Annotated in this window: 14 protein-coding genes; 4 read left to right on the top strand and 10 right to left on the bottom strand. The window is 61.3% G+C overall.

From position 1 onward, the window contains the following. Positions 1-226: 226 nt before the first annotated feature. Both ACKLNA_RS01625 and ACKLNA_RS01620 read left to right on the top strand, forming a co-directional pair. Positions 227-2077: a sigma-54-dependent Fis family transcriptional regulator gene (locus ACKLNA_RS01625; protein WP_408984651.1), complete on the top strand. Its 1851-nt coding sequence runs from the start codon at positions 227-229 to the stop codon at positions 2075-2077. A 208-nt stretch (positions 2078-2285) separates the two neighbouring features. Beyond that, on the top strand, positions 2286-3158 hold the full coding sequence (locus ACKLNA_RS01620) for an undecaprenyl-diphosphate phosphatase (RefSeq protein WP_119428988.1): 873 nt from the start codon (positions 2286-2288) through the stop codon (positions 3156-3158). Positions 3159-3225: 67 nt separating this feature from the next. Here ACKLNA_RS01620 and ACKLNA_RS01615 read toward each other — a convergent pair whose 3' ends face one another. The 3 genes from ACKLNA_RS01615 to ACKLNA_RS01605 all read right to left on the bottom strand — a co-directional run bounded on the left by ACKLNA_RS01615 (position 3226) and on the right by ACKLNA_RS01605 (position 7878). Beyond that, the gene (locus tag ACKLNA_RS01615) at positions 3226-4431 is read right to left on the bottom strand and encodes an MFS transporter (RefSeq protein WP_408984650.1); all 1206 of its coding nucleotides are present in this window, start codon (positions 4429-4431) and stop codon (positions 3226-3228) included. A 343-nt stretch (positions 4432-4774) separates the two neighbouring features. Beyond that, positions 4775-6157: a cysteine--tRNA ligase gene (gene cysS, locus ACKLNA_RS01610; protein ID WP_248743201.1), complete on the bottom strand. Its 1383-nt coding sequence runs from the start codon at positions 6155-6157 to the stop codon at positions 4775-4777. 20 nt (positions 6158-6177) lie between these two features. After that, complete coding sequence (locus tag ACKLNA_RS01605) at positions 6178-7878, bottom strand: glutamine--tRNA ligase/YqeY domain fusion protein (protein WP_096822284.1); 1701 nt, start codon at positions 7876-7878, stop codon at positions 6178-6180. 251 nt (positions 7879-8129) lie between these two features. Between ACKLNA_RS01605 and ACKLNA_RS01600 the strand changes: the two genes are divergently transcribed. Both ACKLNA_RS01600 and lpxH read left to right on the top strand, forming a co-directional pair. Next, positions 8130-8636: a peptidylprolyl isomerase gene (locus ACKLNA_RS01600; protein WP_085712420.1), complete on the top strand. Its 507-nt coding sequence runs from the start codon at positions 8130-8132 to the stop codon at positions 8634-8636. Further along, a complete protein-coding gene (gene lpxH / locus ACKLNA_RS01595; RefSeq protein ID WP_408984649.1) occupies positions 8633-9379 on the top strand; it encodes a UDP-2,3-diacylglucosamine diphosphatase in 747 nt (248 codons plus the stop codon). Before ACKLNA_RS01600 ends, lpxH begins: the two co-directional genes overlap by 4 nt. A 220-nt stretch (positions 9380-9599) precedes the next feature. Here lpxH and ACKLNA_RS01590 read toward each other — a convergent pair whose 3' ends face one another. From ACKLNA_RS01590 to ACKLNA_RS01560, 7 genes are all read right to left on the bottom strand, one after another. Then, entirely contained in the window at positions 9600-11129 is a 1530-nt protein-coding gene (locus tag ACKLNA_RS01590; protein WP_085712422.1) for a DHA2 family efflux MFS transporter permease subunit, read from the bottom strand. Between the two features lie 81 nt (positions 11130-11210). Further along, the gene (locus tag ACKLNA_RS01585; protein ID WP_085712423.1) at positions 11211-12413 is read right to left on the bottom strand and encodes an efflux RND transporter periplasmic adaptor subunit; all 1203 of its coding nucleotides are present in this window, start codon (positions 12411-12413) and stop codon (positions 11211-11213) included. A gap of 15 nt (positions 12414-12428) precedes the next feature. Beyond that, positions 12429-13898: an efflux transporter outer membrane subunit gene (locus tag ACKLNA_RS01580; RefSeq protein ID WP_114884062.1), complete on the bottom strand. Its 1470-nt coding sequence runs from the start codon at positions 13896-13898 to the stop codon at positions 12429-12431. Further along, positions 13888-14370, bottom strand: a complete 483-nt coding sequence (locus ACKLNA_RS01575; RefSeq protein ID WP_085712425.1) for a MarR family winged helix-turn-helix transcriptional regulator — start codon at positions 14368-14370, stop codon at positions 13888-13890. Before ACKLNA_RS01575 ends, ACKLNA_RS01580 begins: the two co-directional genes overlap by 11 nt. A 150-nt stretch (positions 14371-14520) precedes the next feature. After that, entirely contained in the window at positions 14521-15843 is a 1323-nt protein-coding gene (locus ACKLNA_RS01570; RefSeq protein ID WP_408984648.1) for a hypothetical protein, read from the bottom strand. Positions 15844-15961: 118 nt separating this feature from the next. Further along, positions 15962-19636: a translocation/assembly module TamB domain-containing protein gene (locus ACKLNA_RS01565; protein WP_408984647.1), complete on the bottom strand. Its 3675-nt coding sequence runs from the start codon at positions 19634-19636 to the stop codon at positions 15962-15964. After that, a complete protein-coding gene (locus ACKLNA_RS01560; protein WP_408984646.1) occupies positions 19633-21360 on the bottom strand; it encodes an autotransporter assembly complex protein TamA in 1728 nt (575 codons plus the stop codon). Before ACKLNA_RS01560 ends, ACKLNA_RS01565 begins: the two co-directional genes overlap by 4 nt. Between the last annotated feature and the right edge of the window lie 16 nt (positions 21361-21376).

Here is a 21376-nt window from a genome sequence, read left to right as displayed (position 1 = left end):
GTCAAGCGACGTGTGCAACAGAGCGACATTCGTGCCAGAAATCCCAAGCCGTTGATTCACCGCGAAAATCGCCGAAAACGCGGGCAAACCACCTTCATTGCTGAACACATTTGAACAGTTCAACGATTGACAATGAACAATAGTGAACAACACTCTATCGATGCTTTTCAGGTCCCAACGGGCCTAATAACAATAATAAAAACGCTGCTTTCAGAGGCTGACTGCCATGTCCGCACCTGCCCCGCCGCTTTCCCACGAAGCCATCGTCCAGGACTCCTGGTCCCGTTGCCGCGCCTTCGGTCTCAAGCATCAAAGTGCTCCGGCGTTCGATCAGTTGCCCGCCTCCGGTATCGCCCGGTTGCTCGACAGTCACCATTCGCTGGTGCAGACCACCCACCAGGAAGTGCTGCCGTACTACGAGAACATCCTGAGCAATTCCAACTGCCTGATCATGCTGGCCGACAATCAGGGCCAGGTGCTGACGTCCTGGGGTACCCAGCGCTTTATCGAACCGAATCTGGCGCGGGGTTTTCAGGCCGGGGCAAGCTGGATGGAACACGCCAGCGGCACCAATGCCATCGGTACGGCGCTGGCCTGCGAGCAGGCGGTGCACATCGAGCACGACGAGCATTTCCTCAAGGCCAACCGCTTCATGACCGGTTCCGCCGCGCCGATTTTCAACGCCGAGCGCAAGGTCATCGCCGTGCTCGATGTGTCCAGCGACAGCTACCTGCCGCCCTCCCATACCCTCGGCATGGTCAAGATGATGAGCCAGACCGTGGAGAACCGGCTGATCCTCAACCTGTTCCACGGCCAGCATTTTCAACTGACCTTCAACACCGGGTTGAACAACCTCGACAGCCAATGGGCGGGTTTACTGATCTTTGATGAGAGCGGTCAGGTGCTGTCGGCCAACCGTCGGGCTGACAATCTGTTAGGCGTGCGGCTGTCGCGGGTGAGTGTCGAGAGTTTGTTCAAGGTGTCGTTGCTGGAGTTACTCAATCAACCGGACGGCTTGCCGTTTTCCTTGCAGACGTCGGGGCGCAATCGATTCCAGTGCCTGTTGAAGCGGCCTAAACAGGCACCGATTCAGGCGCGGGTGTTTGCGGAGTCCGGACCCACCGAACCGAAAGTCGCCGCACCGACGGGAATCAGCCTGAGCACCCTGCACTTCGGCGACAGCCGCGTGGAAAAAGCCGTGCGCCAGGCGGAGCGACTGCTGGAGAAAGACATCCCGCTGTTGATTCACGGTGAAACCGGGGTCGGCAAGGAAGTCTTCGTCAAAGCCTTGCATCAGGCCAGTTCCCGCAGCAAACAGGCGTTCATCGCCGTGAACTGCGCGGCGATCCCCGCCGAACTGGTGGAGTCCGAGCTGTTCGGCTACGAGAAAGGCGCCTTCACCGGCGCAAACCAGAAAGGCAGCATCGGCCTGATCCGCAAGGCCGACAAAGGCACGTTGTTCCTCGACGAAATCGGCGACATGCCGCTGCCGACCCAGGCCCGCCTGCTGCGGGTGTTGCAGGAGCGTTGCGTGCAACCGGTGGGCAGCAGCGAGTTGTTCCCGGTGGATCTGCGGATCATCTCCGCCACCAACCGCTCGTTGCGCGAACAGGTGCAACTGGGGCGCTTTCGCGAAGATTTGTACTACCGCATCGGCGGCCTCACCCTGGAACTGCCACCGCTGCGCGAGCGCAGTGACAAACAGGCGCTGTTCAAGCGGTTGTGGGAACAACATCGCGAACCGACGCAATGGGCGGGATTGAGCCGCGAAGTGCTGGAGTTGTTCGACCGCCACCCTTGGCCGGGCAATCTGCGTCAGGTCAGCAGCGTGATGCAGGTCGCGCTGGCCATGGCCGAAGAACAACCGGTAAGGCCTGAGCATCTGCCGGATGATTTTTTTGTCGATCTGGAGATGGAGCCGCTGGAAACCCCAGAACCGTTGGGGATCGATCTGAATGACAGTGAGGCGTTGAATCGGGAACTGCAGGCGGCCGGGGGCAATATTTCCCATCTGGCGCGGCGGTTGGGGGTGAGCCGCAATACCCTTTATAAGCGCTTGCGCCAGGCTGACTGCTGACGGCTGCGCCGTCAATCGCGAGCTAGCTCGCTCCCACATTTAATCTGCGCCGTACCCCAATTCCTTGTGGGAGCGAGCTTGCTCGCGAAGGCGTGGGTCCGATCACCCTAAAAAACCCTTCACTGCACCCATTGACCGTACCCGCTAGACTGTGACGAAATGTTTCAGGTTTTCGCCCCCTCTTCCTGATCCTCACAGGGTAAGTTCTTTGACCAACATCTGTTCTACCGGCCTTGATATCGGCTTCGCCTCGCTGGATTACCTGCAAATCGGCATCCTCGGCGTCATTCAAGGCATCACCGAGCTGTTGCCCGTTTCCTCCACCGCCCACATGCGTATCGTCCCGGCCCTGCTAGGCTGGCCGGACCCCGGCTCGGCGTTTTCCGCCGCCATGCAACTGGCCGCACTGGCGGCGGTGGTCAGTTATTTCTGGCGCGATGTGAGACAGGTTGCGACCGGCAGCCTGGAGGCGGTGCGACAACGGGATTTCAACAATCAGTGGTTCATCCTCGCGGTGGCCATCGTGCTGGCAACCATCCCCATCGGTATTGCCGGCATCGCCTTGTCCTCGACGCTCAACGCCTGCAACTCGCCGTTGCGCGGTTTGATGGTGATCGGGATTTCCTGCGTGGTGATGGCGGTGCTGCTGGCCATCGCCGAACTCACCTGTCGCCATCGCCGCACCGTCGGCGAAATGCGTCTGCGCGATGCGCTGATCGTGGGTATCGCTCAGATCGGGGCGCTGATTCCCGGCGTTTCGCGCTCTGGGTCGACGCTGACGGCGGCGCTGTTTCTCAATTTCAAGCGTGAAGAGGCGGCACGTTTCTCCTTCCTGCTCGGGCTGCCGGCCATCGCGCTGGCGGGGTTGAAGGAGTTGTGGGTGTTGTTCCATGCGCAATTGCCGGCGCAAGCCTGGGCGCACCTGATTTTCGGCCTGGTGATTGCCAGCATCTCGGCGTTTTTCGCGATCTGGGGCCTGATGCGCTTTCTGGAGAAGTTCTCCACCTGGCCATTCGTGATTTACCGCGCAGTACTGGGGGTTTTCCTGATCGTCGCGGTCAGCACCGGGCTCTTGAGTTAAGACCCGCCACAAAAAACAAAACCCGTCTGATGCGGGTTTTGTTTTTTGTGGCTTCATACAACGCAGGTTACTGGCAGGTCGGTTCAACACTCATTGATACGGCACCCAAGGTACGCAGCCCCGCCAGCACCACTATCAGCATCCCCAGCCCGGCGAAAACGGCTACGCCGAAACCTGCCCGAGCGCCATAGGCATCAACGATCAAACCCGAGAGCAAACCTCCCAGGGCGACGCCGATGCTGATGCCGGTGGTCATCCAGGTCAGCCCTTCGGTGATCCTCGATGGCGGGATGATGATCGTCCCCAGCTTCATGACCACGACCATGGTTGGCGCAAAGGATATGCCGGCGATAAACAGCATCGCCGAGAGGACGTAAACGTCAGGTGAGAACAAAGGCAATACGCCTGTGATGGCCGTGACCAGGATCCCGATAAAGAACTGCTTTTCTATCGGCAGGGAAATCCTCAAGGCCCCGAACGTCAGGCCCGCCACCAGCGAGCCGAACGCATAGGCGGCGAGGATGAAGGTCGCTGAGGCAGGCCAGCCTTGCGCATTGGCGAAGGCGACGACGGCGACATCGATCGAGCCTCCGATTGCCCCCATCGCCAACAGCGCCAGCACGATGGTGGGAACGCCGGGAATCAGCAAAGTTGACCCCGTATGTCTCGTTTGACCCACAACAACCTTGGGTTCGGTCTGACGCTGCAGGACAAACGCCGTCACCCCGACGGCCAGCAACCCGACCGCGACCAGCGGCCCGGCTTCGGCAAAAAGGCTCACGCTCAAACCGATCGCCAAGGGTGGGCCGATGATGTAAGCGAGTTCGGTCAGCACCGTATCCAGGGAGAACGCCGTATGCAGCTGCGGCTTGCCCCGGAACAGTTGCGTCCAGCGGGCCCGGATCATCGACGGCATGCTCGGCATGGTGCCCGCCAATGCAGCCAGGACAAAAAGCAATGCCGCCGGTGCCCTCATATAGACGGCAAGGATCAGCGCCAGCAACATGCCGATGCTGAAAGTCGTCACGACAGGCAGCACACGGCTCTGGCCACGCTGATCGACGAGTTTCGAGATGTACGGGCCGATCAGTGCATTGGCGAGGGTGAACGTTCCGGCGACTGCACCGGCCAGCCAGTAGATACCGGTTTGCTCCACCAACATGGTAATGATGCCAATGCCGATCATCGCCTGCGGCAATCGCGCGATAGCGCTCGCGAGCACCAACCCCGTTGCGCCGGGGGTTATCAGGAGTTCGCGATAGTGGTTTGCCATGATGTCTCCGTTGTTGGATTCGCCGCTGATGAGCTTCCTGCTGCGTGCAACATCAGGACCTACGCGAACGCCAAAAGCAACCCCTCACCCCAGCCCTCTCCCAAGGGGAGAGGGAGCCGACCGAGGCGTCTGGCGTACTACATCGACCTGAAAGATCCAGTCGATTGTTGATTCAAAGCTTTATTTTCAGGCCACCGGATATCTTCAGCATCCCCCATTCAGTCCCCTCTTCTGGGGGAGAGGGTTAGGGTGAGGGCGTAATCTCAGGTCAACACAAGTCTCCCAACCAGCAGAAAAACAAAAACCCGCACAAGGCGGGTTTTGTTTGTAGCAATCACAGCAATCAGTCAGCCAGACGCCAGGTCGTGCCGCCCTTGCCGTCTTCCAGCACCACGCCCATGGCGGTGAGCTGGTCGCGGATGCGGTCGGATTCGGCCCAGTCCTTGCCGGCACGTGCCGCCAGACGCGCAGCGATCAGCGCTTCGACTTCAGCTGCATCGACACGCCCTTCGGCGCCGGCCTGCAGGAAGTCATCGGCTTCGAGCTGCAACACACCCAGCACGCTGGCCAGTTCTTTCAGGCGCGCCGCCAGACCGGCCGCCGCATCGAGATCGCTCTCGCGCAGACGGTTGATCTCACGCACCATCTCGAACAGCACCGCGCAGGCCTCCGGCGTGCCGAAGTCGTCGTTCATCACCGTGGTGAAACGCTCGACGAAGGCTTCGCCGCCAGCCGGCGCCACGTTCGGCAGGCCTTTCAACGCGTGGTAGAAACGTTCCAGGGCGCCCTTGGCGTCCTTGAGGTTGTCTTCCGAGTAGTTGATCGCGCTGCGGTAGTGGCTCGACACCAGCAGGTAACGCACGACTTCCGGGTGGTACTTGTCGAGCACGTCGCGAATGGTGAAGAAGTTGTTCAAGGACTTGGACATCTTCTCGCCATTGATACGGATCATGCCGCAATGCATCCACGCGTTGGCGTAGGTCTTGCCGGTGGCCGCTTCGCTCTGGGCGATTTCGTTTTCGTGGTGCGGGAACTCGAGGTCGCTGCCGCCGCCATGAATGTCGAAGGTCTCGCCCAGGCAGCAGGTGGACATCACCGAGCACTCAATGTGCCAGCCCGGACGCCCGGCGCCCCACGGCGATTCCCAGCTCGGCTCGCCCGGCTTGACGCCTTTCCACAGCACGAAGTCCAGCGGATCTTCCTTGGCTTCGTCGACCTCGATCCGCGCACCGATGCGCAGGTCTTCGATCTTCTTGCGCGAGAGCTTGCCGTAGCCCATGAACTTGCCGACGCGGTAGTACACGTCGCCATTGCCCGGGGCGTAGGCGAAACCCTTGTCGATCAGGGTCTGGATCATCGCGTGCATGCCAGGGATGTGATCCGTGGCGCGCGGTTCCATGTCCGGCTTCTTGATGTTCAGGCGCGCTTCGTCTTCGTGCATCGCCGCGATCATGCGCTCGGTCAACGCTTCGAACGACTCGCCGTTCTCGTTGGCCCGGTTGATGATCTTGTCGTCGATGTCGGTGATGTTGCGCACGTAGGTCAGGTCATAACCGCTGAACCGCAACCAGCGGGTCACCAGGTCGAACGCGACCATGCTGCGGCCATGGCCCAGGTGGCAGTAGTCGTACACGGTCATCCCGCAGACGTACATGCGCACCTTGTTGCCATCCAGCGGCTTGAAGACTTCTTTGCTCTTGGTGAGCGTGTTGTAGATCGAAAGCACGGTCATTCCTTAAGACTTGATCACTGGCCCCACGAATCACGCAGGGTCACGGTACGGTTGAATACCGGCTGACCTGGTTTCGAGTCCTTGATATCCGCGACGAAGTAACCTTCGCGCTCGAACTGGAAACGGTCTTCCGGCTGTGCGTTGCCCAGCGAAGGCTCGGCACGACAACCGGTCAGCACTTGCAGTGAGTCAGGGTTGATGTTGTCCAGGAAACTCGCGCTGTCTTCGGCCTTCTCCGGGTTCGGAGAACGGAACAGGCGATCGTACAGTCGCACTTCGCACTCGATGCTGGCAGCGGCCGGCACCCAGTGGATCACGCCCTTGACCTTGCGGCCTTCAGGGTTCTTGCCCAGGGTGTCCGGATCGTAGGAGCAACGCAGTTCGACGATGTTGCCGTCGGCGTCCTTGATCGCTTCGTCGGCACGGATCACGTAGCTGCCGCGCAGACGCACTTCGCCGTTCGGCTCCAGGCGCTTGTAGCCCTTTGGCGGCTCTTCCATGAAGTCATCGCGGTCGATGTAGATTTCACGGGCGAACGGCAGCTTGCGCACGCCGAGTTCTTCTTTCTGCGGATGACGCGGCAGTTCGAGGTTGTCGACCTGGTCTTCCGGGTAGTTGGTGATCACGACCTTCAACGGACGCAGCACGCACATGGCGCGCGGAGCGTTGGCGTCCAGGTCCTGACGGATGCTGAACTCGAGCATGCCGAAGTCGACCACGCCGTCGGAACGGTTGGTGCCGATCATGTCGCAGAAGCTGCGGATCGACGCTGGCGTGTAGCCACGACGGCGGAAGCCCGACAGCGTGGACATGCGCGGATCGTCCCAACCGTTGACGTGCTTTTCATCGACCAGTTGCTTGAGCTTGCGCTTGCTGGTGATGGTGTAGTTGAGGTTCAGACGGCTGAATTCGTACTGACGCGGGTGCGCCGGCACTGGCAGTGCGTCGAGGAACCACTCGTACAGCGGACGATGGCTTTCGAACTCCAGGGTGCAGATCGAGTGGGTGATGCCTTCGATGGCGTCCGACTGACCGTGGGTGAAGTCGTAGTTCGGGTAGATGCACCACTTGTCACCGGTCTGATGGTGATGAGCGTGGCGGATGCGGTACATGATCGGGTCGCGCAGGTTCATGTTCGGCGAGGCCATGTCGATCTTGGCGCGCAGCACGCGGGCACCGTCCGGGAACTCACCGGCGCGCATGCGGGCGAACCAGTCCAGGTTCTCTTCCACCGAACGGTCGCGGAACGGGCTGTTCTTGCCCGGCTCGGTCAGGCTGCCGCGGTATTCCTTGGCTTGCTCAGGCGTCAGGTCGTCGACGTAGGCCTTGCCGGCCTTGATCAGCTCGACGGCCCAGTCGTGCAACTGGTCGAAATATTGCGAGGCGTAGCGCACTTCGCCGGACCATTCGAAGCCCAGCCATTTGACGTCGCTTTCGATCGCGTCGATGTATTCCTGGTCTTCCTTGGCCGGGTTGGTGTCGTCGAAACGCAGGTGCGTGACGCCGCCGAACTCCTGGGCCAGGCCGAAGTTCACGCAGATCGACTTGGCGTGGCCGATGTGCAGGTAGCCGTTGGGCTCAGGCGGGAAACGGGTGACGATCTGGGTGTGCTTGCCCGAGTCCAGGTCTGCCTGGATGATCGGCCGCAGGAAATTGACCGGCACGGCAGGGCCGGACTTGGCATTCGAGGTAGGGTCGACAGTGGGCTTGCTCATAGGATCCTTGACTTACATGTGCGCGGCCGCAAAGGGGGCCAGACAAAACAAAGCCGCTATCATAGCCGATGCTGTCAAGGGCCTGACAGAGCACACCCTTATAAAGGCGCGCATTTAATCGCCGGCAATTGAAAAACTGCCTCGAAATTCGCGCCTGTCACGCTAAACTGCCCACCTTGGCCTAAGCAGGCTGAACCGGTTGCGGGGCGTGAGGCTCCAAGACCACGAATTCCTTATGAAGAGTACTGACCATGACTCAAGTCAAACTGACCACCAACCACGGTGACATCGTCATCGAACTGAACGCTGAAAAAGCCCCGATCACCGTGGCCAACTTCATCGAGTACGTCAAAGCCGGTCACTACGAAAACACCGTTTTCCACCGTGTCATCGGTAACTTCATGATCCAGGGCGGCGGTTTCGAGCCAGGCATGAAGGAAAAGAAAGACAAGCGTCCAAGCATCCAGAACGAAGCCGACAACGGTCTTTCCAACGACAAGTACACCATCGCCATGGCCCGCACCATGGAGCCGCATTCGGCTTCCGCGCAGTTCTTCATCAACGTGGCCGACAACAGCTTCCTGAACCACAGCGGCAAGAACGTTCAAGGCTGGGGCTACGCGGTATTCGGTAAAGTGACCGCCGGTACTGAAGTGGTCGACAGCATCAAGAAAGTCTCGACCGGCTCCAAGGCTGGCCACCAGGACGTACCAAGCGACGACGTGATCATCGAGAAAGCCGAGATCATCGAAGCGTGATATTGCTGATTTCAGACTTGCATCTGGAAGAGGAGCGCCCGGACATCACCCGGGCGTTTCTGGATTTGCTCGCCGGACGCGCCCGCTCGGCGAGTGCTCTGTACATTCTGGGCGACTTTTTCGAGGCGTGGATCGGCGACGATGCCATGACCCCTTTCCAGCGTTCCATCTGCCAGGCCCTGCGCGAATTGAGCGACAGCGGCACGGCCATTTTTCTGATGCACGGCAATCGCGACTTCCTGCTCGGCAAGGCTTTCTGCAAGGAAGCCGGCTGCACGCTGTTGAAAGATCCGAGTGTCGTGCAGTTTTACGGCGAGCCGGTCTTGTTGATGCACGGCGACAGCCTCTGCACCCGCGACGAAAGCTATATGAAGCTGCGTCGCTACCTGCGCAACCCGGTCACTCTGTTCATCCTGCGGCACCTGCCGTTGAGCACCCGGCACAAACTGGCGCGCAAACTGCGCAGCGAGAGCCGGGCGCAGACGCGGATGAAGGCCAATGACATCGTCGATGTCACGCCGGAAGAAATTCCGCGGATCATGCAGGAATACGGGGTGAAAACCCTGATTCACGGGCACACCCACCGCCCGGCCATCCACAAGTTGCAGATCGGCGATCAGGCGGCTAAGCGGATTGTGCTGGGGGATTGGGATCGTCAGGGCTGGGCGTTGCAGGTGGATGAGAACGGGTTTGTGTTGGCGCCTTTCGACTTCGCACCGCCGCTGGCATTGCCGCACGGCTGAAGATCGCCACCCCCTCACCCCCCGCCCTCTCCCCCAGGGGGGCGAGGGGGAAAGGGAGCCGATCTTCATGCTGTTCAAACCTGAGTTCGACTCGCGCTCGCAAGCTAGATCCTTCAAGCCCTGAGTTCGACTCGACATCTCAGGTCGGTGTAATCCGAACATTCACCTCGGTCAGTCCCCTCTCCCCCCGGGAGAGGGTTAGGGTGAGGGGCTTTTGATCTTAGTGCCCGGACGCAGCAGGGCCTGCCTTCGCAGCAAACGGCGGCTTGGCCAGCCAGACAATCAGAATCAACCCCATAAACCCCCACCCCAACAGCGTGAAGTAATCCACGGTGGAAAGCATGTACGCCTGACTCGTCAGCACATGATCGAGCTGCGCATACGCCGGATTACCCGCCCCGCCCAATTGATTCAACGCCTCACGGGTCGCGGGCTCATAGGTGCTGATGCTTTCACTCATGTAGGCATGATGCTGGTCCGCCCGGCGAATCCAGATCCAGGTGGTCAGCGACGCCGCAAAGCTGCCGCCCAGTGTCCGCAGGAACGTCGCCAGGCCGGCGCCGTCAGCAATCTGGCTTGGCGGCAGGTCCGACATCAGGATGCTCAGGGTCGGCATGAAGAACAGCGCCACACCGATGCCCATGAACAGTTGCACCAGGGCGATGTGCTGGAAGTCCACCTCGTTGGTGAACTCGGCACGCATGAAGCAGCTCAGGCCGATCGCCAGGAACGCCAGCCCGGCCAGCAGGCGCAGGTCGAACTTGTGCGCGTACTTGCCGACAAACGGTGACAGCACCACCGGCAGAATGCCGATCGGCGCCACCGCCAGACCGGCCCAGGTCGCGGTGTAACCCATCTGGGTCTGCAGCCACTGCGGCAGGATCAGGTTGATACCGAAGAACCCGGCGTAACCCAAAACCAGCACCAGCGTGCCGATGCGGAAGTTGCGGTGGGCGAACAGCCGCAGATTGACCACCGGATGCTGGTCGGTCATTTCCCAGATCACGAACACCGCCAGGGCAATGACCGAAATCGCCGCGCCGATGATGATGAAGTTCGACTCGAACCAGTCCAGGTCATTGCCCTTGTCGAGGATCACCTGCAACGCACCGACGCCGATGATCAGCGTGATCAGCCCGACGTAGTCCATCGGCTGACGGCTGGTGACCACCGGACGCTTGGCCAGTTGCGAACGCACCACCATCACCGCGAAAACGCCGATCGGCACGTTGATGAAAAAGATCCACGGCCAGCTGTAACTGTCGGTGATCCAGCCGCCGAGAATCGGGCCGGCAATCGGCGCCACCACCGTGACCATCGCCAGTAACGCCAGGGCCATGCCGCGCCTGGCGGGCGGATACACCGCGATCAGCAGCGTCTGGGTCATCGGGTACAGCGGCCCGGCCACCAGCCCTTGCAGGACCCGGAAGCCGATCAGCTCGGGCATCGAAGTGGAAATACCGCAGAGAAACGAGGCCAGCACGAACAGCATGGTGGCCCAGAGAAACAGCTTCACCTCGCCGAAACGCCGGCTCAGCCAGCCGGTAAGCGGCAGCGCAATGGCGTTGCTCACGGCGAACGAGGTGATGACCCAGGTGCCCTGCTCCGAACTCACACCGAGGTTGCCGGAGATAGTCGGCAGCGCCACGTTGGCGATGGTGGTGTCGAGCACTTGCATGAAGGTCGCCAGCGACAGGCCGATGGTGCTGAGCAACAGGCTGGGCGGCGAAAAAGAGGCGTTATTGCTCATCGCGAATCCTTTGGAGCCGAATTTTCTGGAGCGGAGACGGGCGCCGCGCCCGTTACGGGGCGCAGCGAAGGGATTGGCGAATCAGCGTTGCGCGGTCTTGCTGACTGCAGCGCTGTTGTCGTGGATCAGTTGCGCGATCATCGCGTCGGCTTCGCCCAACTGACGGTCGTAGACGCTGGTGCTGAACGAGGCCTGTTGCGGCGGCTGCTGCGCCAGTACCGGGCCGCTCTGGTCGTGCAGGTTGACCTCGACATTGGTCGACAGACCGACGCGCAGCGGATGCTTGGCCAGCTCTTCGGCGTTGATGTGAATCCGCACCGGTACACGCTGCACGATCTTGATCCAGTTACCGGTGGCGTTCTGCGCCGGCAACAGGGCGAACGCGCTGCCGGTGCCCGCCCCGAGGCTGTCGACGGTGCCGCTGAATTTCACGTCGCTGCCGTAGATGTCGGATTCGATGTCCACCGGCTGGCCGATGCGCATGTCACGCAGCTGGGTTTCCTTGAAGTTGGCGTCGATCCACAGTTGATCCAGCGGGATCACCGCCATCAGCGCGGTGCCCGGCTGTACACGCTGACCAAGTTGCACGGTGCGTTTGGCGACGTAACCGGTGACCGGCGCGATCAGCGTGCTGCGAGCGTTGGTCAGGTAGGCCTGGCGCAGATCGGCTGCGGCCGACATCACGTCCGGGTGCGACGAAACCACGGTGTCATCCACCAGCGCGCTGGTGGTTTTCAGTTGTTGCTGGGCGTTGGCCAGGGCGTTTTGCGCCGAGGTCAGGTCATCACGAGCGTGGGACAGCTCTTCCTGGGAAATCGCGCCGCCGGCGGCGAGGTTTTTCCGACGGTTGTAGTTGTCCTGGGCTTTCTGCACGTTCGCCTGTTGCGCGTTGACCTGGGCTTTCATGCCGTCGACGTTGCTGTACAAGCCGCGAACCTGACGCACGGTGCGCGCCAGTTTGGCCTGGGCACTTTGCAGGCCGACTTCGGCGTCGTTCGGGTCGAAGTTGACCAGTACCTGACCTTCGTGGACCAGATCGCCATCGTCGGCGCCGATGCTGACCACGGTGCCGGTGACCAGCGGGGTAATTTCCACGACGTTGCCGTTGACGTAGGCGTCATCGGTGCTTTCGTTCCAGCGACCGATGAATTCGTGATACGCCCAGACGCCGGCACCGGCGAGGGCAACCACGACGGCCAGCACCAGCAGCATCACTTTGCGTTTGCGCGGATTGCCGGTGTCGGGGGTGTTGTCTTGAGCTTGAGTGTTTTCGGCAGTGGCCATGACAAATACCTTGAATTAGTTGTGCGTGGTGGCTGGGCTGGCGTTGGCGGCAGTCAGGGTCTGCCCCTGGAAGCCGCCACCCAGCGCTTGCATCAGTTGAATCGACAGGTCGATCTGCTCGGCATTCAGGGTCGCCAGCTGACGCTGGGCCTGCAGCAATTGCTGCTCGATGCTGAGCACGTCCAGGTAGTTGCCGATTCCGGAACCGTAACGCTGGACCACGGTGTTGTAAGAATCCTGGGCAATCTCGGTCGCGTGCTGCTGGGCGCCGATCTGCCGGCCGATGTCACGCAACTGGTTGATGGTGTCGCCGACATCACCCAGGGCTTTCACCAGGCTTTTGTTGTACTGCGCCACGGCCAGGTCGTAATCGGCGTCGCGAGCGTCAAGGTTGGCGCGCAAGCGGCCACCGTCGAAGATCGGCAGCGAAATGGTCGGCGCGATGTTGAAGAAGCGACTGGCGGAACCGAACATCGCGTCACCCAATAACGATTCGGCACCAGCGGAGGCCGACAGGTTCAAGTTGGGATAGAAGCGGGTCTTGGCCGAGTCGATGTCCTTGCTCGCGGCCTCGACACGCCAGCGCGCGGCAACCAGATCCGGGCGACGACCGAGCAGTTCCGCGGGCAGAACAGATGGAACAGCAACGGCACTGGCCTGCAGGACTTTCGGCCGGGCGATTTCGTTGCCGCGATCCGGGCCTTTGCCGAGCAGTACCGCCAGGGCGATTTTCGCGCTGTTCAGGCGCTTTTCGGCGTCGATCAGGCTGGCTTCGGAGCTGGCTTCCAGGCTTTGGGTCTGCTGGAACTGGTACTGGCTGTCGATCCCCGAGCTCAAACGACGCTGGCTCAGGTCGAGCATCTGCTTGGTGCGCTTGAGGTCTTCGTTGGCCAGGTCATAAACGATATGGGCCTGACCCAGATCGCTGTAGGCCCGGGCCACGTCGGCGGCGAGGGTCAGCTGCGCCGCCTGACGGTCGACTTCAGCCGCGCGAGCCTGACCAAGTGCGGCTTCCCAGGCGTCACGCTGACCGCCCCAGAGGTCGAAGTTGTAATTGAAGCCGGCGCTGATGTTGCGCACGGTGGCGTAGGCATCGCCCTGCCCTCGCGGGTCCTGATCCTTGGCCAGGCGCGAACGGGTAATTCCGGCGCTGGCGTCGAGGGTCGGATAACGCTCGGCATCGGCGGCATACGCGGCGGCGCTGGCCTGATGGGCGCGGGCGTCGGCGATCTGCATGTCCGGGCTATCGTGCAGGGCTTCGCGGATCAGACCATCGAGTTGCGGATCGCCGAGGCTGGTCCACCAGTCGCTCTTCGGCCACGCGGCCGGGGACAGTGTCACGCCGTTGAGGGACTGGCCGACCTTGAGGTCTTTCGCATCAAGGTTTTTGCCATGGGTATCGAGGCCACTGTAGTTGGCGCAACCGGCGAGGATCATCGCCGACAGCACCAGTGTCAGGCTGCTGCGCAAGGTTTTACCGCTCATTGTGTTCACCTAACCGCTGGATGGTGATGGGGTCACCGGCCGCCAGCAAAATTTTCTTGAGGATGTATTCCAGGGTTTTCAACTCGTCCGGAGTAATGCCGCCGGCCAACTCGTTCATGGCGTCGGCACCGATGTGCGGCAGACGATCGGCCAGCGCCTGACCTTGCCCGGTGAGCTTCAACTGCACCTGACGGCGATCGCCTTCGCTGCGCTGGCGCACCAGGAAGTCTTTCTGCTCCAGACGGTCGAGCATGCGGGTCATCGAACCGCTGTCCAGCGACAGGTGGCGGCACAGCTCGGCCGGGGTGTCGACGCCGTACTGGGCCATGATGATCAACACCTTGAACTGCGCGGCGGTGATGCCGTGGGGTTCCATGTGGGTGTCGATGATCCTGTCCTTGAGCAAGGCTGCACGGCCGAGCAACAGGCCGAGATGGCAATGCTTGAATTCGTCCGGGGTGAAATGCTTCATGTGCGCACCTAATAACTGCCTAGGCAGTGAATGTATGTCGAGATGTTACTGCCTAGGCAGCGAATGTCAACGTAATAGTTAGGTTGCTTTGTAATTAGTTGACCAGCGGACTGGGTTTTTCTGCCGGGCAGCGACTCGGCATGAAGCCGCTCAGGATTTGTCGGAGGGATGATTCATCGAGGGTGGCTGAAGGGGATGGACTTCCTGTCCACGCAAAGCGGTCGCCATATAACCGCAGGCGCGTCGGGCTCCCGCGTAAATGCCGTGCCAGCCCGGGGGCGCCGGCTCGATGGCGGCATGCAATGCCAACGCATAATCGAGCACCAACCCCGGCGTCCAGGCCATGGCTTCGGCGCGCTTGCGCACCTGGGCCGCGACCCAGAACTCGGGGCTGATGATGACCCGGGCAAAATCCAGCATGCTCGAATGGCCGCGATTCATCGCACCTTCCAGTGCCGCTTCCAGGCTGTGCGCGACGGCACTTGAGCAATTGCGACTGGTGAGGTTGTAGGTGGTGTTCTGCCGATAGTCCGCCCAGAACGCCTGCAGCCGTGCGGCGTCGTAATGCACGAAACTGACCTGAACCGACGACGGGCACCAGTCGGCAACTTCGCTCGCATAGTCCTGCAGAAACCTGCCGGGAACATCGTTGTTCGGCGTGGCCCGCAGCAACCGTACGAAATCCCCCGCCGAACGATCAATGTCGTCCAGCGGATAATGGCTGATGTAGAGATCCGGCCCACATTCCAGTGCCGCATGGCCGGCGGAGATAACGCCGTTGATATCGACCGCCGCGATATAACGGTTGAGCAACCGGTTGCGCACCAGGGTGTCGTCAACCGTACCGCTGGGCGTCCAGACATGGATCACCAACGCGCCACCGTTTGCCGGTGCGTACACCGGGGAAGGTGCCACCGGCGTATGCCCGTTCCTGAACCGCAAGGCCTGCTGCAACAAGGCGCAGCCCGAGAGAAAGATACTCATGCCGATGCAGAACGGTACCGTCCCCTTGTAAAGCGTCGGGTACGGTTCGAGGATGAACAGCGCGAAACCAATCTCGAACAGCCCCGCCAGCAGTGACATTTGCCAACCGACGAAGCGCACCACTACTGCTGCTGCCAAACGAAAGCCGCCGTCGAGCAGAAAAGCCGCACCGAACAGCACCGCGAGAATCAGGCCGGCAGCATGTTGCCGGTCGACGATCAGCAGCCCCAACAGCAGAAAAGCCAGCCCCCGCGCCTTGCGCAACGCCGCCGCCGTGCCGGTTTGCGGGGCCGGCACCAGCAAGATGATCAAGGCTTCGAGCAACAACAGATAGCCGAACACATGCAGCGGGAAATACAGGACACCGTCCAGCGCATCGATGAAGATCGCCCCCCCGGCCGCGCCCCAGACAACACCGGTCAGCGCCAGTGCTGACCAGCGCCGGCGGACAAAGTCGTTACCGAGCAAGACCATACTCAAACGGACCATAGACGCCCCCGGGACGTTTCGGGCAGTCGCAATCTGCAGCCTTGAAGCTGAGGTCAGTCTAATACATCAAAAAAAAGCCGGATCGTGGTGACACGATCCGGCTCTGTGGGAGCGAGGCCTAGAAGTCCCGCTTGTAGAAGATGTCCAGCGAACTGGCCACGCCGCTGGCGGCTTCGAGGTAGACCTTTTTGCTCAACTTGTAGCGCAAGGCAATGGTGTTGGCCGGCTCGAACACGCCGACGCCGTAACGCAGGCTGAGCTTCTCCGAGATATTGCCGCTGGCCACCACGCTGGTGGTATTGCCGCTGCCCTGGGTGTCGAGCTGGAAATCCTGGATGCCCAGATCCTTGGCCAGGTTGCTGGTCACGCCGGAACTGCCCATCAGCCCCAGACCCAGCGCCGCTTGCGCGAGCATATTGTTGTCTTCGCCGTTGCTGCTCAGCGGACGCCCCAGCACCAGATAGGACAACGCCTGCTCCTGGCTCATCGCCGGCTCGGAGAAGATCTGCGTGGTCGGCTGCTCGGCGCTGCCGCTCAGGCGGATGCCGGCGATCACGTCGTCGGTCTGGCGAATCGCCTCGATGTCGAGATACGGCTGATCGATCGGCCCGGCAAACAACAGACGCGCACGACGTACGGTCAGGCGCTGGCCGTAGGCGCGGTAACGACCGTCGTTGAGCCAGAGTTCGCCACGGGTGTCCATGTTGTCGCCGATGTGCACGTGACCTTGCAGATTGGCGGTCAGGCCGAACCCGGCGAAGCTCAGTTTGTCCTCGCCGACCACCACGTCGATGTCCATCTTCATGGCCATCGGTGGTTTGCCCTCTTCGGTCTGCGCGCCGACGATGATCGTGTCATCGGAGACTTTCACCGTCGATGGCGGCAGTTCGCGCACGGTGATTTCACCTCGGGGCACCAACACCTTGCCGGCAATCGCCAGCTCGTCGCCGGCCATGGAAATCTTCAGGTCCGGCGCCACTTCAAGCTTGGCGTAGGGTTCGACGGTGACCGGCAGTTGCGTGCCCTTGAGCGCCAGATCCACCATCAGCGCCTGACCCCAGGCGACGTTGCCGCTGAGGCTGCCTTGCCCGGTCTTGCCGCTTTTCCAGCCGCCATCCAGGCGCACCGATTCGCCGGCGATCACCGCTTGCAGTCGCAGATCCTGCAACTGCAACGGCAGTTCCGGGCCGGACACTTCGCCGTCACTGAGTTGCACGGTGCCGTTGACCAGCGGCGCGAGCAGCCCACCGGAAATCGTGCCGCTGCCATTCAGGCGCCCGGTGAGTTTCTCGACCATCGGCACGAACGGCCGGGCCACCGACAAATCCAGCCCGCTGAGACGGAACGAGCCGTTCAGCGGTTTGTTCTTCGGCAGCGGATTGAGCTGCGCCTGCACCATCAGTTCACCGAGTTTGCCGCCGACGAAATTGAGATCAGTGTCGATGCGTTTCGGCGTCAGTTTGCTGGTCAGCTTGAGGGTCTGATACGGGAAGTCCAGCCACTGATCCTTTTCCTTCATGCGCAAGGTGCCGCCGCTGGCATCGACGCTGATCTGGCCGTTCGGGCCGCTGGCCGGCAGGTCCAGTTGCAGGTCGGCATTGAGCTTGCCCTGCCAGGCGAAATCCTTGGGCAGCCATTGCGCCAGGCTTTCGATCGGGAATTGCTTGAGGTGGTAACGCAGCTTCGGCTCCGGCATCAAACGCTGGTCTTCGCCGCACAGGCTGGCATTGCCGGACATCCAGCAATGGGCGCCGAAGTTGATCTTGCCATCGGCCAGACGCTCGAGTTTCGCCGGGTTTTGCAGCTTCCAGTCCTGACCACCGGCCTGAATGTCACCGCTGGCCAGACGCCCGCGCCAGTTGCCTTTGTCCAGATTGCCGTCCAGCCCCAGCGCAAGTTTCAGCTTCGGCCCGAGCAGGTCGAGGTTGAGCTTCTGGTTTTTGATATCGCCCTGAGCGCCGACGGTCAGCACACCCAGGTTCGTGTCGCCGGCCTGGATGCCGCTGCCCTTCAGATCGATTTTCGCCCGCTGCGCGCTGTCGAGGGTGGCATCGAGGTTGAGGCTTTGCAGGCGATTATCCTGGAACACCAGTTGCGAGCCTTGCAGGTCGAGCTTGCCTTGCGGGGCTTTCAGCGTACCCGCGACATCGACCCGACCGTTGACCTGCCCGCGCAGCTGCGGCCAGAGCTGGGCCAGACGCGGCAGCTTGATGTCGATCTGCCCGGCGAGCTTCTGTTGCAGGCTGCCCTTGCCGTTGATGCTGTTGTCGCCGAGGCGGATTTGCAGGGCATTCAGATTCCACTGTTCGCCGGCGCCGTCAGCCTTGGCTTGCAGCACTGCGGGTTGCCCGCGCAGTTTGCCTTTGAGGTCGAGGTCAGCGTTGAGGCTCAGGCGTTCATTCTTCATTTCGCCCGTGCTTTTCAGCGGCCCGGCCAGTGTGCCCGGCAATTCCGCCATCCAGTACGCCGGGTTGAGCGCAGACAGTTCCAGCGCCGTGTCCCAGGCAATACCGTCGGCGAACTGCACGTTCACATGCCCTTCAGCCTTGCCCTGCCCCGCTTCGAGTTTGAATTGCGGCAGGAAGATCTGCTTGAGGTTGCCGCTGAACGGGCTGCTCAGACTGAACGCCCCCGCCGGGCCATCCAGTGCGGCGACGAAGTTACCGAGGTATTGGCCGTCGGTGTAGGAGACTTCGCCAGTGAACGTGCGCAAGGCGACTTGCGGTTCGTCGATCTCGGAATAGAGCCGATGCCACGGGAAATCCTGCCAGTTGATATTGGCCTGGGCGCTGAGGCCTTTGCTCCAGTCGACATTGCCGGTGAGCTTGAGGCTTTGTTTGTCATTGGCGGTCAGATCGAGGCCGGCGATCTGTGCGCCCTTGGTATCGACCTTGCCCTTGAGCAACAGCGCCACCGGGCCTTTATCCGCAGGCAGCGTCGCATTGCCGAGCAATTGGTAACCGTTTTTCAGGTCGCCTTCGCCGGTCAATACCAGTTGATTGAGTTGCAAAGTGTCCGGCAGGTCGGCGCTCGGCTTGAACGCCTCCGAGGTGATGCGCACCTTGGCCGGCAGGTTTTCCGCCAGCGGTTGCAGCTCGCCGCTCAACTGGCCGTCGAGGTAGCCACGGCTGTCGGCGTGCAGTTTGAGGGTCTTGAGCAGATCGCCGTCGACTTTGAGTGCCAGCGTCCATGGACCGGTTCCCGGCGACGGCAGGGTCAGATCACCGGCGATGTTCAACGGCCAGTTACCGGTCGGTTGCAACAGGCCGGAGAGATTCAGACTCAGGTCGTCGCGTTGCAGTTTCACGCTGTCGATCTGCATGCCCTTGGCGGTCCAGTGCGCCGCCAGTTGCAGGCCTTTGAGCTGTTCGCTGCCGTTGAACAACAGGCTGCCGACTTGCACGTCACCCAGCTCGATGGCCACCGGCAATTGCAGGTCCGGGAGTTTGATCGGGCCGCTTTCGGTGGTTTCTTCGCCGGGCGGGAATTGCAAAATGACCTGATCGGCCTTGAGCTGCTCGATGCACAGCGTCATGCGTGTCAGGCACAGCGGCGACCATTCGAAGATCGGCTTGTTGAGCTCGACGCGGCTGCCATCCTGTTGCCAGAGCAAATGATCGGCGCTCCACTGTCCACCGAGGCGACCCTGGAAATTGTCGACAATCAAACCCGGAACCAGCCCCAGCACCCAACGGCTGCCAGCCTGGGTGCCGAGCACGGCGGCAATGCTCAATACAATAAGCAGCACCAGCGACAACAGCGCCAGCGCCGAAATTTTCAAACCACGCTTCACAGCTCAGGCCCCATGGAAAAGTGCAGCCGGATGCCGCCGTCGTCGTCCAGCGCATGGGCCAGGTCGAGGCGGATCGGCCCCACCGGCGAGACCCAGCGCACACCGATACCGACCCCGGTCTTGAGGTTCGGCAGTTCGAGTTTGTTGAAAGAGTTGCCCTGATCGACAAAGGTCGCGATCCGCCACTTCTCGGCGATCGAGTATTGATACTCGACGCTGCCGGCCACCATGTAGCGCCCACCGATGCGGTCGCCTTTGGAGTTTTCCGGGGACAGGCTCTGATAGTCGTAACCGCGCACACTCTGGTCGCCACCGGCGAAGAACCGCAGCGAGGGCGGCACCGAGCTGTAACCGTTGGTGGCACTGCCACCGACCTGGACACGCCCGAGGAATCGGTGGTTGTCGAACACCGTGGTCAGGCCTTTGATCAGCGCCGTGCCGTACAGCAGGTTGTTGTCCGAGCCGAGGCCTTCTTTCGCCACCTTGCTTTCGAAGGTCAGGCGATAGCCGTTGTGCGGGTCGATGCGATTGTCGCTTTTCAGGTAGGAGTAACTGATGCCGGGCATCAGCAAGGTACTCAGACCCGAATCGTCACCAAGCTGGTATTCCTCGCGCTGCCATTTCAGCGAAATCACCCGTTGCCAGCCGCTGGGCAGCTTGCTGTGCCATTCCGGGCCGAAGGTCAGCAGTTTGCTCAGGGTGTCGGAGCCGTCGATGTCTTCGTACTGATAACCACCGGCCCAGCGCAGTTTGTCGGTCAGCGGCGGGTCCAGCGGAATGTCGTAGAACAGACCGACGTTCTGCCGAGGCGCCGAGAGCTCGGCCTCCCAGCCGTAACTGTCGCCCTGCGGATTGACCCAGTGACGGGTCCAGTTGGCCTTGATCCGCGGGCCGACGTCGGTGGAGTAACCGAGACCGAGGCCCATGGTGCGCGGCTTGCGCGTGTCGAGTTTGACCGCGACCGGGATCACGTCGTCCTTGGCGGCGGTCGGCGCCGCGTCGACCCGCACGCCTTCGAAATAGCCGCTCGATTGCAGGTCGCGATTGAGTTCGGCGATCAGCTCGGAGTCGTAAGGCTCGCCCGGTTTGAACGGCACCATGCGCTGGAGCAGGTCTTCGTCGAACGGTGTGTCGCCTTCAAAACTGACTTTGCCCAGCGCATAACGCGGGCCGCTTTCGTAGATCAATTCGACGTCGGCAACTCCGGCGCGGGGATCGACCATCAGTTTCTGACTGGTGAAATGGCCACTGAAGAAACCGAAGCGCGACGCCTGATTCTGGATCAGGCGCTTGGCGTCTTCGTAGCGGCCATGGTTGAGCACCGCGCCGGGCTTGAGCACGTCGCTCTTCGGTACACGAAAGGATTTGAGGGCGGCAGCGGCTCCGTCGACGCGCACGGTGACATTGCGCAGGCGAATCGGCTCGCCGGGATCGATTTTCAGCACCAGGCGCGGTTTTTCACCGCCCTTCACTTCGCTGTCGATCTGCGGCTGGTAGTAGCCCAAAGCCTGGGCGGCCTTGCGCGCCTGCTCTTCGGCACCGCGACTGAAGCGCTGCAAGGCTTCTTCGTCACGATCGCCGAGGCTGCCGATATAGCCTTCTATATTGGCCTTGAGTTCATCGTTGGACGGTTTGACCCGCACATCCAATTCACTTTGCGCCAGCGCCGCGCAGCTGGTTAACAGCATGAGCACGCCACTGGTAAATCTTCCTGGAAACTTCATAGGGGCGGATGCTATC

It is taken from the genome of Pseudomonas sp. UV AK001 (assembly GCF_046097675.1).
Lineage (GTDB): Bacteria > Pseudomonadota > Gammaproteobacteria > Pseudomonadales > Pseudomonadaceae > Aquipseudomonas > Aquipseudomonas kribbensis.
This window is presented reverse-complemented; position numbering and strand designations above follow the sequence as displayed.